General features: G+C 60.2%; 12 protein-coding genes. 7 read left to right on the top strand and 5 right to left on the bottom strand.

Annotated elements, in window-relative coordinates:
- Nucleotides 1-106: 106 nt before the first annotated feature.
- Together trxA and AC1DHT_RS00660 are read right to left on the bottom strand one after the other, a co-directional pair.
- The gene (gene trxA, locus AC1DHT_RS00665; RefSeq protein ID WP_003206727.1) at nt 107-436 is read right to left on the bottom strand and encodes a thioredoxin TrxA; all 330 of its coding nucleotides are present in this window, start codon (nt 434-436) and stop codon (nt 107-109) included.
- A gap of 120 nt (nt 437-556) precedes the next feature.
- On the bottom strand, nt 557-1,261 hold the full coding sequence (locus tag AC1DHT_RS00660; protein ID WP_427538766.1) for a FadR/GntR family transcriptional regulator: 705 nt from the start codon (nt 1,259-1,261) through the stop codon (nt 557-559).
- 254 nt (nt 1,262-1,515) lie between these two features.
- Between AC1DHT_RS00660 and AC1DHT_RS00655 the strand changes: the two genes are divergently transcribed.
- The 5 genes from AC1DHT_RS00655 (at nt 1,516) to ppx (ending at nt 6,108) form a co-directional block, all read left to right on the top strand.
- Nucleotides 1,516-2,301 (top strand): transporter substrate-binding domain-containing protein, encoded by a 786-nt coding sequence (locus AC1DHT_RS00655; RefSeq protein WP_427538769.1) that lies wholly within the window; start codon nt 1,516-1,518, stop codon nt 2,299-2,301.
- Nucleotides 2,302-2,335: 34 nt separating this feature from the next.
- On the top strand, nt 2,336-3,004 hold the full coding sequence (locus AC1DHT_RS00650; RefSeq protein ID WP_347928300.1) for an amino acid ABC transporter permease: 669 nt from the start codon (nt 2,336-2,338) through the stop codon (nt 3,002-3,004).
- Nucleotides 3,001-3,651, top strand: a complete 651-nt coding sequence (locus AC1DHT_RS00645) for an amino acid ABC transporter permease (RefSeq protein ID WP_103317849.1) — start codon at nt 3,001-3,003, stop codon at nt 3,649-3,651. Before AC1DHT_RS00650 ends, AC1DHT_RS00645 begins: the two co-directional genes overlap by 4 nt.
- Nucleotides 3,638-4,375: an amino acid ABC transporter ATP-binding protein gene (locus tag AC1DHT_RS00640; protein ID WP_427529723.1), complete on the top strand. Its 738-nt coding sequence runs from the start codon at nt 3,638-3,640 to the stop codon at nt 4,373-4,375. Before AC1DHT_RS00645 ends, AC1DHT_RS00640 begins: the two co-directional genes overlap by 14 nt.
- A gap of 230 nt (nt 4,376-4,605) precedes the next feature.
- Entirely contained in the window at nt 4,606-6,108 is a 1,503-nt protein-coding gene (gene ppx / locus AC1DHT_RS00635; protein ID WP_427538773.1) for an exopolyphosphatase, read from the top strand.
- A gap of 59 nt (nt 6,109-6,167) precedes the next feature.
- Here ppx and ppk1 read toward each other — a convergent pair whose 3' ends face one another.
- Nucleotides 6,168-8,393: a polyphosphate kinase 1 gene (gene ppk1 / locus AC1DHT_RS00630; RefSeq protein WP_427538776.1), complete on the bottom strand. Its 2,226-nt coding sequence runs from the start codon at nt 8,391-8,393 to the stop codon at nt 6,168-6,170.
- A gap of 18 nt (nt 8,394-8,411) precedes the next feature.
- Entirely contained in the window at nt 8,412-9,425 is a 1,014-nt protein-coding gene (hemB, locus tag AC1DHT_RS00625) for a porphobilinogen synthase (protein ID WP_427538779.1), read from the bottom strand.
- Nucleotides 9,426-9,632: 207 nt separating this feature from the next.
- Between hemB and AC1DHT_RS00620 the strand changes: the two genes are divergently transcribed.
- The gene (locus AC1DHT_RS00620) at nt 9,633-10,265 is read left to right on the top strand and encodes a DedA family protein (protein ID WP_427529717.1); all 633 of its coding nucleotides are present in this window, start codon (nt 9,633-9,635) and stop codon (nt 10,263-10,265) included.
- On the opposite strand, the gene AC1DHT_RS00615 is transcribed toward AC1DHT_RS00620, so the two are convergent.
- The gene (locus AC1DHT_RS00615) at nt 10,246-11,481 is read right to left on the bottom strand and encodes a sterol desaturase family protein (RefSeq protein WP_477761217.1); all 1,236 of its coding nucleotides are present in this window, start codon (nt 11,479-11,481) and stop codon (nt 10,246-10,248) included. The genes AC1DHT_RS00620 and AC1DHT_RS00615 overlap by 20 nt on opposite strands.
- A gap of 115 nt (nt 11,482-11,596) precedes the next feature.
- Here AC1DHT_RS00615 and elbB point away from each other — a divergent pair, with 115 nt between their 5' ends.
- Nucleotides 11,597-12,265 carry an isoprenoid biosynthesis glyoxalase ElbB gene (elbB, locus tag AC1DHT_RS00610; RefSeq protein WP_427538785.1) on the top strand — a complete coding sequence of 223 codons (669 nt, stop codon included), beginning with the start codon at nt 11,597-11,599 and terminating at the stop codon, nt 12,263-12,265.
- Nucleotides 12,266-12,351 lie beyond the last annotated feature (86 nt).

Here is a 12,351-nt window from a genome sequence, read left to right as displayed (position 1 = left end):
CCAGTGCGGGGCCGAATGTAACACCTGAGTTTCGGAGCGTCTAGCCCTGAATAACGAAAAAGCCCCGCTATTTGCGGGGCTTTTTGGATGACGCTTGCAACGACGCTTAGATGTTGGCGTCGAGGAAGGCAGCCAGTTGCGACTTCGACAGCGCGCCAACCTTGGTCGCTTCGACGTTGCCGTTCTTGAACAGCATCAGGGTCGGGATACCACGTACGCCGTGCTTGGCCGGGGTTTCCTGGTTTTCGTCGATGTTCAGCTTGGCAACGGTCAGCTTACCTTTGTAGGTTTCAGCGATTTCGTCCAGAACCGGAGCGATCATCTTGCATGGGCCACACCACTCAGCCCAGTAGTCGACCAGTACAGCACCTTCGGCCTTGAGTACGTCAGCTTCGAAGCTAGCGTCGCTAACGTGTTTGATAAGATCGCTGCTCATGGAAGTCTCCAGGTTGTAAGCAAAAAAACGTGGCCCATCATAGCCGCCCTTCCCTCGTTCAGGAAGCCGCAGATGATTGAGTCTCGCTATGATGGTGCATGAGTTTGGGTATAGCTCAAGTCACGCCGTGGCGGGGGTCACGAAGGAGATTCCTGTGCGCAGGGCCGCGTTGCGCACATGCTCCTGCATAGCCTTCTGCGCGGCCCCCGAAGCCCGGCGGGCCAGCGCCCGGAGGATCTTGCGGTGTTCCTGCCAGGTTTCCATGGCCCGTTCGACCCGGATAAACGGTAGTTTCTGGCTCTCCAGAAAGAGCTCGGCACTCGCCGTCAGAATGCTCAACATCGCTTGATTGCCACTGGCCAGCAGGATTCGCCGATGAAATTCGAAGTCCAGCCGCGCCGCCGCGTCGAAGTCCCCGGCACGTAACTCGTCGCGCATCGCGGCGACGTTATCTTCAAGGGCATCAAGCTCATCGGCGCTCAACGTCACCGCCGCCAACCCCGCCGCAAAACCTTCCAGGGCATAGCGCAGCTGAAAGATATCCACAGGCGAGGCTTGAGCCGCGAACGGCCAACTGACTCCCGATACCGCCGGGGATGGCTCGACTGCCTGAACAAATACCCCTTTACCGGGCTGCACGCTGATCACTCCCAAGGCACTCAAGGATGACAACGCCTCACGCAGCGACGCCCGACTCACGCCCAGTTGCAATGCCAGATCACGCTGCGAAGGCAGCACGTCCCCCGGCCCGAAACCCTGTTCGGCAATCAGTTTACGGATGGCATGCAGCGCCACTTCAGGTACGGCGCGGGAGATCGAATTCATGGTTTTTCAGACGAGCCAAGCCAGTGAGCGGCTAGTTGTAAAGCTAATCGCCGAGTCAGGCAAGTCGTGCCCCACGGGGGTTCGAGCGCTATGACCAATGCCCGATCAAGGTGCGAAAAAATCCGCAACTGTTCAGACCAGTAAGACCGATCAACGCCAGTAAATCCGTAGCTTTGCAGGCATTTCGCCGGAGGTTGGCATGGGCTGTGCTCTGTCGATTCGCAGAAATCACTTGCCGAATCCGGAGAATTGCCATGATCCAGCGTTGCAGCGCCCTGCTCACTGCCCTGTTCGCCAGCCTGATGCTCTGTCAGCTCCCCGCCCATGCCGACGGCCTGGAGGATGTGGTCAAACGCGGCACGCTCAAGGTCGCCGTGCCTCAGGACTTCCCGCCGTTTGGCTCGGTGGGCCCCGACATGAAACCCCGCGGCCTGGACATCGACACCGCCAAACTGCTGGCCGACCAGCTCAAGGTCAAACTCGAACTGACGCCGGTCAACAGCACCAACCGCATCCCGTTCCTGACCACCGGCAAGGTCGACCTGGTGATCTCCAGCCTCGGCAAAAACCCTGAGCGCGAGAAGGTCATCGACTTCTCCCGAGCCTATGCACCCTTCTATCTCGCGGTGTTCGGCCCGCCGGACGTCGCCATCAATGGCCTGGATGACCTCAAGGGTAAAACCGTCAGCGTCACCCGCGGCGCGATCGAAGACATCGAGTTGACTGCCGTGGCTCCGCAAGGCGTGACCATCAAGCGCTTCGAAGACAACAACTCGACTGTCGCCGCTTACCTCGCAGGGCAAGTCGACCTTATCGCCAGCGGCAATGTGGTGATGGTGACCATCAGTGAGCGCAACCCGAAACGCATTCCGGCGCTGAAACTGAAGCTCAAGGATTCGCCGGTCTACGTCGGTGTGAACAAGAACGAGCCGGCGTTGCTGGACAAGGTCAACCAGATCCTGACCACCGCCAGGACCGATGGCAGCCTGGAGAAAAACGCTCAAACCTGGCTCAAGCAGCCGCTGCCGGCCGATCTCTGATCGTCGCGACGGCGCTTAATCGAGGAAACTGTCCATGGCCTATCAGTTCGACTTTTTACCGGTGGTGCAGAACACCGACCTGCTGCTGCGCGGTGCGCTGTTCACCCTTGAGCTGACGGCCATCGGCGCACTGCTCGGGGTGAGCCTGGGGATTGTCGGCGCGGTGGTGCGGGCGTGGAACATCCGTCCGTTTGCCGGGATTTTCGGGGTTTACGTCGAGTTGATCCGCAACACACCGTTTCTGGTGCAACTGTTCTTCATCTTCTTCGGCTTGCCGTCGCTGGGCCTGCAAATTTCCGAATGGCAGGCGGCAGTGCTGGCGATGGTGATCAACCTCGGCGCCTATTCGACGGAAATCATCCGCGCGGGCATTCAAGCGATCCCGCGTGGCCAGCTGGAAGCTGCGGCAGCCTTGGCGATGAGCCGCTTCGAAGCCTTCCGCCATGTGGTGCTGCTGCCGGCGCTGGGCAAGGTCTGGCCAGCCCTGAGCAGCCAGATCATCATCGTCATGCTCGGTTCGGCAGTGTGCTCACAGATCGCCACGCAAGAGCTGAGTTTTGCCGCCAACTTCATTCAGTCGCGCAACTTCCGCGCCTTCGAAACCTACGCCCTGACCACGCTGGTCTACCTGTGCATGGCCTTGTTGATCCGCCAGCTACTGAACTGGATTGGGCGACGCTACATTGCGAGGAACGACCAATGAGCGATTTCACCTTCTGGGACATCGTCCGCAACCTGCTCACCGGCCTGCAATGGACTCTGGCGCTGTCGCTGGTAGCGTTTATCGGCGGCGGGCTGATCGGCTTGCTGATCATGACCCTGCGTATCTCGAAAAACTCTCTGCCACGAGGCTTCGCCCGTACCTACATTGAGCTGTTCCAGGGCACACCACTGCTGATGCAGCTGTTCCTGGTGTTTTTCGGCGTAGCGCTGCTGGGGATCGAGATTTCGCCGTGGCTGGCGGCGGCGATTGCCTTGACGCTGTTTACCAGCGCTTACCTGGCGGAGATCTGGCGCGGCTGCGTCGACTCGATCGCCAACGGGCAGTGGGAAGCGTCGGCGAGCCTGGCGCTCAATCCTTTTGAACAACTGCGCTACGTGATCCTGCCGCAAGCCCTGCGCATTGCCGTGGCACCGACCGTGGGCTTCTCGGTGCAGGTGGTCAAGGGCACGGCGGTGACCTCGATCATCGGCTTCACCGAACTCACCAAAACCGGCGGCATGCTCGCCAATGCAACCTTCGAACCCTTCATGGTCTACGGCCTCGTGGCGCTCGGTTACTTCCTGCTCTGCTACCCGTTGTCCCTCAGTGCCCGCTACCTGGAAAGGAGACTGCATGCCTCTGCTTAGAATTTCCGCCCTGCATAAATATTATGGTGATCACCATGTGCTCAAAGGCATCGACCTGAGCGTCGACGAAGGCCAGGTGGTGGCGATCATCGGCCGCAGCGGCTCGGGGAAATCGACCCTGCTGCGCACCTTGAACGGCCTGGAGTCGATCAACGACGGGGTGATCGAAGTCGACGGCGAATACCTCGACGCCGCCCGCGCCGACCTGCGCAGCCTGCGACAGAAGGTCGGCATGGTGTTTCAGCAATTCAACCTGTTCCCGCACCTGACGGTGGGCGAAAACGTCATGCTCGCGCCGCAAGTGGTGCAGAAAGTCTCCAAGACCAAAGCCGCCGGACTGGCGCGACAGATGCTGGAGCGGGTCGGGCTCGCGGAGAAGTTCGATGCGTTCCCGGATCGACTGTCCGGCGGCCAGCAACAGCGTGTCGCGATTGCCCGGGCCCTGGCAATGTCGCCGAAAGTGCTGCTGTGCGACGAAATCACCTCGGCACTCGACCCGGAGCTCGTCAACGAGGTGCTGAGCGTGGTCCGGCAACTGGCCAGGGACGGGATGACGCTGATCATGGTCACCCATGAAATGCGCTTCGCCCGTGAAGTCGGCGACAAACTGGTGTTCATGCACCAGGGCAAGGTGCATGAGGTGGGCGATCCGAAAGTGTTGTTTGCCAATCCGAAGACGGCAGAGCTGGCGAATTTCATTGGTACCGTGGAAGCCGCGGGCTGATTTTCTGGCTCCTGCCAAGCCGCCATCGCGAGCAGGCTCGCTCCCACAGGGTTCTTTGTTGCCGTCAGTCCTGCAGGCGACACAAATCCAATGTGGGAGCGAGCCTGCTCGCGATTGAGCGCGAAGCGGTCACGGCATGCTGCGCTGGATCAAGGCTTTAATCACTGTGCGTTGGCGGCAGCGGTTGATCGTGGCAGGATGTCGAGGTTATCGACCGAGACCCCCTCACCATGCCTCAATCCCAAGCCAAGAATCTGTCCCTGATCGCCGCTATCGACCTGGGCTCGAACAGCTTCCATATGGTCGTGGCCAAGGCCCTGCACAATGAAATCCGTATTCTCGAGCGGCTTGGCGAGAAGGTTCAGTTGGCCGCGGGGATCGACGAAGAGCGCCAACTCACCGAAGAATCCATGCAGCGCGGGCTCGATTGCCTGAAACGCTTTGCCCAACTGATCAACGGCATGCCATCGGGCGCCGTGCGGATCGTCGGTACCAACGCCCTGCGCGAGGCTCGCAACCGTGGCGAATTCATCCGCCGCGCCGAAGAAATCCTCGGTCACCCGGTAGAAGTCATCTCCGGTCGTGAAGAAGCCCGCCTGATCTACCTTGGCGTCTCCCACACCCTCGCCGACACACCGGGCAAGCGCTTGGTGGCCGACATCGGCGGTGGCAGTACCGAATTCATCATCGGCCAGCGCTTCGAGCCGCTGCTGCGTGAAAGCCTGCAAATGGGCTGCGTCAGCTACACCCAGCGCTATTTCCGCGACGGCAAGATCACCCCGGCCCGTTACGCCCAGGCCTACACGGCGGCGCGGCTGGAGATCATGAGCATTGAACATGCCTTGCACCGCCTGACCTGGGATGAAGCGATCGGCTCCTCGGGCACCATCCGTGCCATTGGTCTGGCGCTGAAGGCGGGTGGCCACGGGACTGGCGAGGTCAATGCCGAAGGTCTGTCCTGGCTCAAGCGCAGGCTGATCAAACTCGGTGACGTTGAAAAAATCGATTTCGAAGGCATCAAACCGGATCGCCGGGCGATTTTCCCGGCTGGCCTGGCGATTCTCGAAGCAATCTTCGACGCCCTCGAACTGCAACGCATGGACCACTGTGAAGGCGCCCTGCGCGAAGGCGTGCTCTATGACCTGCTAGGCCGTCATCACCACGAAGACGTCCGCGAACGCACTCTCAGCTCGCTCATGGAGCGTTACCACGTCGACGTGGAACAGGCCGACCGCGTCGAACGCAAAGCGCTTCATGCGTTCGACCAGGTGGCCGACGACTGGGACCTGAATGACGGCGTCTGGCGCGAACTGCTGGGCTGGGCGGCCAAGGTCCACGAAATCGGGCTGGATATCGCCCATTATCAATTCCACAAACACGGCGCCTACCTGATCGAACACTCCGATCTGGCCGGTTTTTCCCGTGAAGACCAACTGATGCTGGCGCTGCTGGTACGCGGCCACCGCCGCAACATTCCCAAGGACAGGTTTGCCGAGTTTGGCGATGACGGCATCAAGCTGATTCGCCTCTGCGTGCTCCTGCGCTTCGCGATTCTGTTCCATCACATCCGCGGCACCCAAAAGATGCCGCAGGTCTCGTTGCAGGCCAACGGTGACACCCTGGATGTGTTGTTCCCGGAGAACTGGCTGGACGAAAACCAGCTGACCCAGGCCGACTTCGCGCTGGAAGCGGAATGGCTGACCCGCGTTAACTTCGTGCTTAACGTTCACTGAAAACAAAAGGGCGATCCTTGCGGATCGCCCTTTTGCATCATGCCGGTCCCTCTCCTGCGTTAACTCACAGTCAGAATCGGGCTGCCCAAACGCTCCAGCAAGGTTGCCTGGGCGCTGCGCGGGTTCTGGTTGCCGGTCGGCGTGTTGCGGATGTAACGGCCGTCCGGCTGCAGGCTCCAGCTGTGGGTGTTATCGGTGAGGTAAAGCTCCAGCTCTTTCTTGACCCGGGTAATCAGCTTCTTGCCTTCCACCGGGAAGCACGTCTCGACGCGTTTATCGAGGTTGCGCTCCATCCAGTCGGCACTCGACAGGAACATCTGCTCTTCACCGCCGTTGAGGAAGTAGAAGACCCGTGTGTGTTCCAGGAAGCGACCGATGATCGAGCGCACGTGGATGTTGTGCGAAACCCCGGCGATACCTGGCCGCAGGCAGCACATGCCGCGTATCACCAGATCGATCCGAACCCCGGACTGGCTGGCCTTGTACAACGCGCGGATGACCTTCGGGTCGGTCAGCGAGTTGAACTTGGCGATGATGTGGGCTGGTTTGCCATCAAGCGCGAACTGGGTCTCCCGGGCAATCATGTCGAGCATGCCCTTCTTCAGCGTGAACGGCGCGTGCAGCAGTTTCTTCATGCGCAGGGTTTTACCCATGCCGATCAACTGGCTGAACAGTTTGCCGACGTCCTCGCACAAGGCGTCGTCGGACGTCAGCAGGCTGTAGTCGGTGTACAGGCGGGCGTTGGCGGCGTGGTAGTTGCCGGTGCCCAAGTGGGCGTAGCGGACAATCTCGCCGGCCTCGCGGCGCAGGATCAGCATCATCTTGGCGTGGGTCTTGAAGCCCACCACGCCGTAGATCACCACCGCGCCAGCGGCTTGCAGACGGCTGGCCAGTTGCAGGTTGGACTCTTCGTCGAACCGCGCACGCAATTCGATCACCGCGGTGACTTCCTTGCCGTTACGCGCCGCATCGACCAGCGCATCGACGATCTCCGAGTTGGCGCCGCTGCGGTAAAGGGTCTGACGGACCGCCAACACGTGCGGGTCCTTGGCCGCCTGGCGCAGCAAGTCGACCACCGGGGTGAAAGACTCGAACGGGTGCAGCAGCAGAATGTCCTGCTTGCTGATCACGCTGAAAATGTTCTCGCTGTTCTGCAGCAGTTTCGGGATCTGCGGCGTGAACGGCGTGTATTGCAGCTCCGGGTGACTGTCCAGGCCAGTGATGCTGAACAGCCGCGTCAGGTTGACCGGACCGTTGACCTGATACAGCTCGGTCTCGCTCAGATTAAACTGCTTGAGCAGGTAGTCAGACAGGTGTTTCGGGCAGGTGTCCGCGACTTCCAGGCGCACCGCGTCACCGTAGCGACGGGAAAACAGTTCACCGCGCAGCGCGCGGGCCAGGTCTTCGACGTCTTCGGTGTCGACCGCAAGGTCAGCGTTTCGGGTCAGGCGGAACTGATAGCAGCCCTTGACCTTCATGCCCTGGAACAGGTCGTCGGCGTGTGCGTGGATCATCGACGACAAGAACACATAGTTGTCGCCGGTGCCACCGACCTCTTCCGGCACCTTGATCACACGCGGCAGCAAACGCGGGGCCGGGATGATCGCCAGGCCGGAATCGCGACCGAATGCATCGATACCTTCGAGCTCGACAATGAAGTTCAGGCTCTTGTTCACCAGCAACGGGAACGGGTGCGTCGGGTCGAGACCGATCGGGGTGATGATCGGCGCGATCTCGTCGCGGAAATAGCGGCGCACCCAGGTCTTGAGTTTGGTAGTCCAGTAGCGGCGACGGATGAAGCGGACCTGATGTTTCTCCAGTTCCGGCAACAGGATGTCGTTGAGGATCGCGTATTGGCGATCGACGTGACCGTGCACCAGATCACTGATGCGCGCCAGCGCCTGATGCGGTTGCAGGCCGTCGGCACCGGCCTGTTCACGGGCGAAGGTGATCTGTTTCTTGAGCCCGGCAACACGAATCTCGAAGAACTCGTCCAGGTTGCTGGAAAAAATCAGCAGAAACTTCAGCCGTTCCAGCAACGGATAGGACTCATCCAGCGCCTGCTCCAGCACGCGGATGTTGAACTGCAGTTGCGACAGCTCGCGATGGATGTACAGGCTGCTGTCATCCAGGCCTGGAATCGCGACTGCCGGTGCCGCCGGCGCCGCTTCGGCTACCACCACCGCGGGCGGGGCAGGCTCCAGCGCTGGCTCGATTTCGACGACAGGCTCAACCAGGGGTTGAGCTTCTTTTACGGCAACTTCAGTAAGTCCTTCGGTATTCATCGGATGTTCCTGGGAGGGCTATTGTTGCTCTCGTAACAATTGAGCGGCACGTACGGCAAAGTAAGTCAGGATGCCATCAGCTCCAGCGCGTTTAAAAGCGGTCAGGGACTCTAGAATAACCCCTTCGCTCAACCAGCCATTCTGGATTGCTGCCATGTGCATCGCGTACTCACCGCTGACCTGATAGACAAAGGTCGGCACTTTAAATTCTTCTTTGACCCGGTAAAGGATGTCCAGGTACGGCATGCCTGGCTTGACCATGACCATATCCGCGCCTTCTGACAAGTCCGCCGCCACTTCGTGCAGGGCTTCGTTGCCGTTGGCCGGGTCCATTTGATAGGACGCCTTGTTGGCCTTGCCCAGGTTCAGCGCCGAACCCACCGCATCGCGGAACGGACCGTAATAGGCGCTGGCGTACTTGGCCGAGTAAGCCATGATCCGCACGTTGACGTGACCGGCCAGCTCCAGCGCTTCACGGATCGCCTGGATGCGGCCGTCCATCATGTCCGACGGAGCCACCACCTGCGCACCGGCAGCGGCGTGGGACAAGGCCTGTTTGACCAGCGCATCGACGGTGACGTCGTTCTGCACATACCCTTCTTCATCCAGAATACCGTCCTGCCCGTGGGTGGTGAACGGGTCCAGTGCTACGTCGGTAATCACCCCCAACTCCGGGAAACGTGCACGCAGGGCACGGGTGGCACGCTGGGCGATACCCTCCGGGTTCCACGCCTCGGCGGCGTCGAGGGATTTGAGTTCGGCCGGGGTCACCGGGAACAGCGCCACGGCTGGAATGCCCAGCTCGACCCACCGGGCCGCTTCTTCGAGCAACAGGTCGATGGTCAGGCGTTCGACGCCCGGCATCGAGGCAACCGCTTCACGACGGTTTTCACCGTCGAGCACAAAAACCGGAAGAATCAGGTCATTGGTGGTCAGGACGTTTTCACGGACCAGACGGCGAGAAAAGTCATCACGACGGTTGCGACGCAGGCGGGTTGCAGGAAACAAACGGTTGGCGGGGGTAAAGCTCACGACAGACTCCTGAGCCCGCGCTGGCAGGCGAGCGTGACAGTTATAAGCGGCCATTATGACCAACGTATGACAGTTATGTGCACCCCTGTGACCTGTAGTCGCAACCATTGTCCTTGTAGGAAATGTTCACGTCGAGACACATTTCGACACTTTCCTGAATGTGCCTGAAGGGTTAGGCTGCGCGTTCATTTCGCCAGCACCCAGACAATGCTCCAACAATTTCTGCATGACTTCGGCTACTTTGCCCTTTTCCTCGGGACGTTCTTCGAAGGCGAAACCATTCTGGTACTCGCAGGCTTCCTCGCGTTCCGCGGATACATGGACATCAACCTGGTGGTGATCGTGGCGTTCTTCGGCAGCTACGCCGGCGATCAGCTGTGGTACTTCCTGGGGCGCAAGCACGGCCGCAAACTGCTGGCGCGCAAACCACGCTGGCAACTGATGGGTGATCGGGCTCTGGAGCATATCCGCAAGCACCCGGACATCTGGGTGCTGAGCTTTCGCTTCGTCTACGGCCTGCGCACGGTGATGCCCGTGGCCATCGGCCTGTCGGGTTATCCACCGGGACGCTACCTGATACTCAACGGGATTGGCGCGGCGATCTGGGCCAGCGCCCTGGCGGCTGCCGCTTATCACTTTGGCGCGGTGCTCGAAGGCATGCTCGGCAGCGTCAAGAAGTACGAACTGTGGGTACTCGGCGCCCTGCTGGTGCTGGGCTTCTGCCTGTGGCTGCGCCGGCGTTTCAAGAATGCTCGCCTCGCCAAGAAAATCTACGAAGACGATCAGCTCCTGCAAGCTGAAAAGGCCAAGAACAGCGAGCCTACGACGCCAGTCGAGTGATGCGGTTTTTGCAGCAGTAGAGACCGATGCCGCTGAGCAGGCTGTAACTGAGCAGGCCGATCCAGCCCACCGCGCTGGCCGGCCATAGCCCGACCAGCGGCGCCAGCCAGACCAGCGGCAGGTTCAGCGCCAGCCGCAGCAACTCCAGCTTCAACGCCTGTGGGCGATTCTCCAGGGCCACGCCCAGCACAAACACCCCCAGCGCTACCGCCCCCCAACCCAACACCAGGGCCGCGGCTGGCAAGCTTCGTTCCAGATTCATCAGGTAGCTGCCCAGCGCGATATACAGGCAAAACTGCAGCGCGATATAGACCTGCTGTCGCCCGTCCAGCGGCACCTCGAATTTGCGGAACTGACTCAGGTCCGGCTTGTTCATCGGGTACTTCGCCGCCACGTCCGCGGGCCGMCAACCGGTACGCATGAACCAGATTCGCAGCTTGTCCCACCAGCGTTCGGCGCGCCGTGCATCGGCCCATAACTGCGCATAGAACTGCACATTCGCCCACAACGGATTCCAGCTCGCCAATGGCGTGGTCACGCCAAAAATCACCGGTTCGTTGTCGTCCTCTTCCTGGAACGAACCAAACAGCCGGTCCCAGATAATGAACACCCCACCGTAGTTGCGATCCATGTAGAGCGCGTTCTGCGCATGGTGAGCCCGATGGTTGGAGGGCGTGACGAAGAACCATTCGAACCAGCCGAGCTTGGGAATGTGTTTGGTGTGAACCCAGAATTGGTACAGCAGGTTCAGCGCCGCGACGCTGACGAACACCATTAGCGGCACGCCGAGCACCGCCATCGGAAGGTAGAAAATCCAGCTCAGCAGGAACCCGGTGCTGGTCTGGCGCAACGCCGTGGAGAGGTTGTAGTCCTCGCTTTGGTGATGCACCGAATGCGCCGCCCAGAGTATGTTGCGCTCATGCCCCATGCGGTGCAGCCAGTAGTAGCAGAAGTCATAAAGGACAAAGGCGAACACCCAGACCCAAACGCTCTCGGCCGACAGCTCGAACAATGCCAGATGCTTCAGGGCAAACGCGTAGGTCACCAGCCCCACACCTTTGGTCAGCAGGCCGGTGGTGGTCGACAACACGCCGGTGCTGAGGCTGTTGATCGCATCGGCCAGGCGATAATTACGCACCCCGCGCCAGCGGTCCGCCAGCAGCTCGACGGCAATCAACACGAAGAAAAACGGCACCGCATACAGAATGAAGTCCATGACGCGACCTGATCGCAATGGTGATGACTGATCCTAGGTGTAGCCGCGAAATAACCCTATGGCAACGAGTGACAAATTAGTGGACATTTAACGCCATGAAACTGGAGAAGAACCCATGAGCAAAAAAGTTGCAGTGATACTTTCCGGCTGTGGCGTGTATGACGGCGCCGAGATCCATGAAAGCGTGATTACCCTGCTGCGCCTCGACCAACGCGGTGCGCAGGTGCAATGTTTTGCCCCTGATATCGCGCAATTGCATGTGATCAACCACCTGACGGGCAAAGAAATGCCCGAGTCGCGCAACGTGCTGGTGGAGTCGGCGCGCATCGCCCGCGGACACGTGAAAGACCTGCGTGAAGCCAATGCCGAAGACTTCGATGCGCTGATCGTGCCCGGCGGTTTTGGCGCGGCGAAAAACCTGTCCAACTTCGCCATCGAAGGTGCCGGTTGCAACATTCAGCCAGATGTCCTGGCGCTGGCCGAAGCCTTTGCCGAAGCCGGCAAACCGGTTGGCCTGATCTGCATCTCGCCGGCATTGGCGGCGAAAATCTACGGCCCGGGTGTGACCTGCACCATCGGCAACGACGCCGACACCGCCGCCGCCATGACCCGTATGGGCGCGACCCATGTCGATTGCGCCGTCGGCGAGATCATCGAAGACAAGGCACGCAAACTGGTCAGCACTCCGGCCTATATGCTGGCGCAATCAATCAGCGAAGCGGCTTCAGGGATCAACAAGCTGGTTGATCGGGTACTAGAGCTGACTCACGAAAACGACGCCTGACACGGGCCAATTGTGGGAGCGAGCCTGCTCGCGATAGCGGTCTATCCGTCGATATAAATATTGAATGTGCTGACCCCATCGCGAGC

Source organism: Pseudomonas sp. 05N432 (assembly GCF_056396945.1).
Note: the sequence above shows the minus strand (reverse complement) of the source record. Positions and strands in the feature narration are given on the sequence as shown.

What these genes read in the sequence shown, in the direction of transcription:
- AC1DHT_RS00660 (WP_427538766.1), bottom strand. Translation starts at nt 1,261, where the DNA reads ATGAATTCGATCTCCCGCGCCGTACCTGAAGTGGCGCTGCATGCCATC.
- ppk1 (WP_427538776.1), bottom strand. Translation starts at nt 8,393, where the DNA reads ATGAATACCGAAGGACTTACTGAAGTTGCCGTAAAAGAAGCTCAACCC.
- AC1DHT_RS00650 (WP_347928300.1), top strand. Translation starts at nt 2,336, where the DNA reads ATGGCCTATCAGTTCGACTTTTTACCGGTGGTGCAGAACACCGACCTG.
- trxA (WP_003206727.1), bottom strand. Translation starts at nt 436, where the DNA reads ATGAGCAGCGATCTTATCAAACACGTTAGCGACGCTAGCTTCGAAGCT.
- ppx (WP_427538773.1), top strand. Translation starts at nt 4,606, where the DNA reads ATGCCTCAATCCCAAGCCAAGAATCTGTCCCTGATCGCCGCTATCGAC.
- AC1DHT_RS00620 (WP_427529717.1), top strand. Translation starts at nt 9,633, where the DNA reads ATGCTCCAACAATTTCTGCATGACTTCGGCTACTTTGCCCTTTTCCTC.
- AC1DHT_RS00640 (WP_427529723.1), top strand. Translation starts at nt 3,638, where the DNA reads ATGCCTCTGCTTAGAATTTCCGCCCTGCATAAATATTATGGTGATCAC.
- AC1DHT_RS00645 (WP_103317849.1), top strand. Translation starts at nt 3,001, where the DNA reads ATGAGCGATTTCACCTTCTGGGACATCGTCCGCAACCTGCTCACCGGC.
- AC1DHT_RS00655 (WP_427538769.1), top strand. Translation starts at nt 1,516, where the DNA reads ATGATCCAGCGTTGCAGCGCCCTGCTCACTGCCCTGTTCGCCAGCCTG.
- elbB (WP_427538785.1), top strand. Translation starts at nt 11,597, where the DNA reads ATGAGCAAAAAAGTTGCAGTGATACTTTCCGGCTGTGGCGTGTATGAC.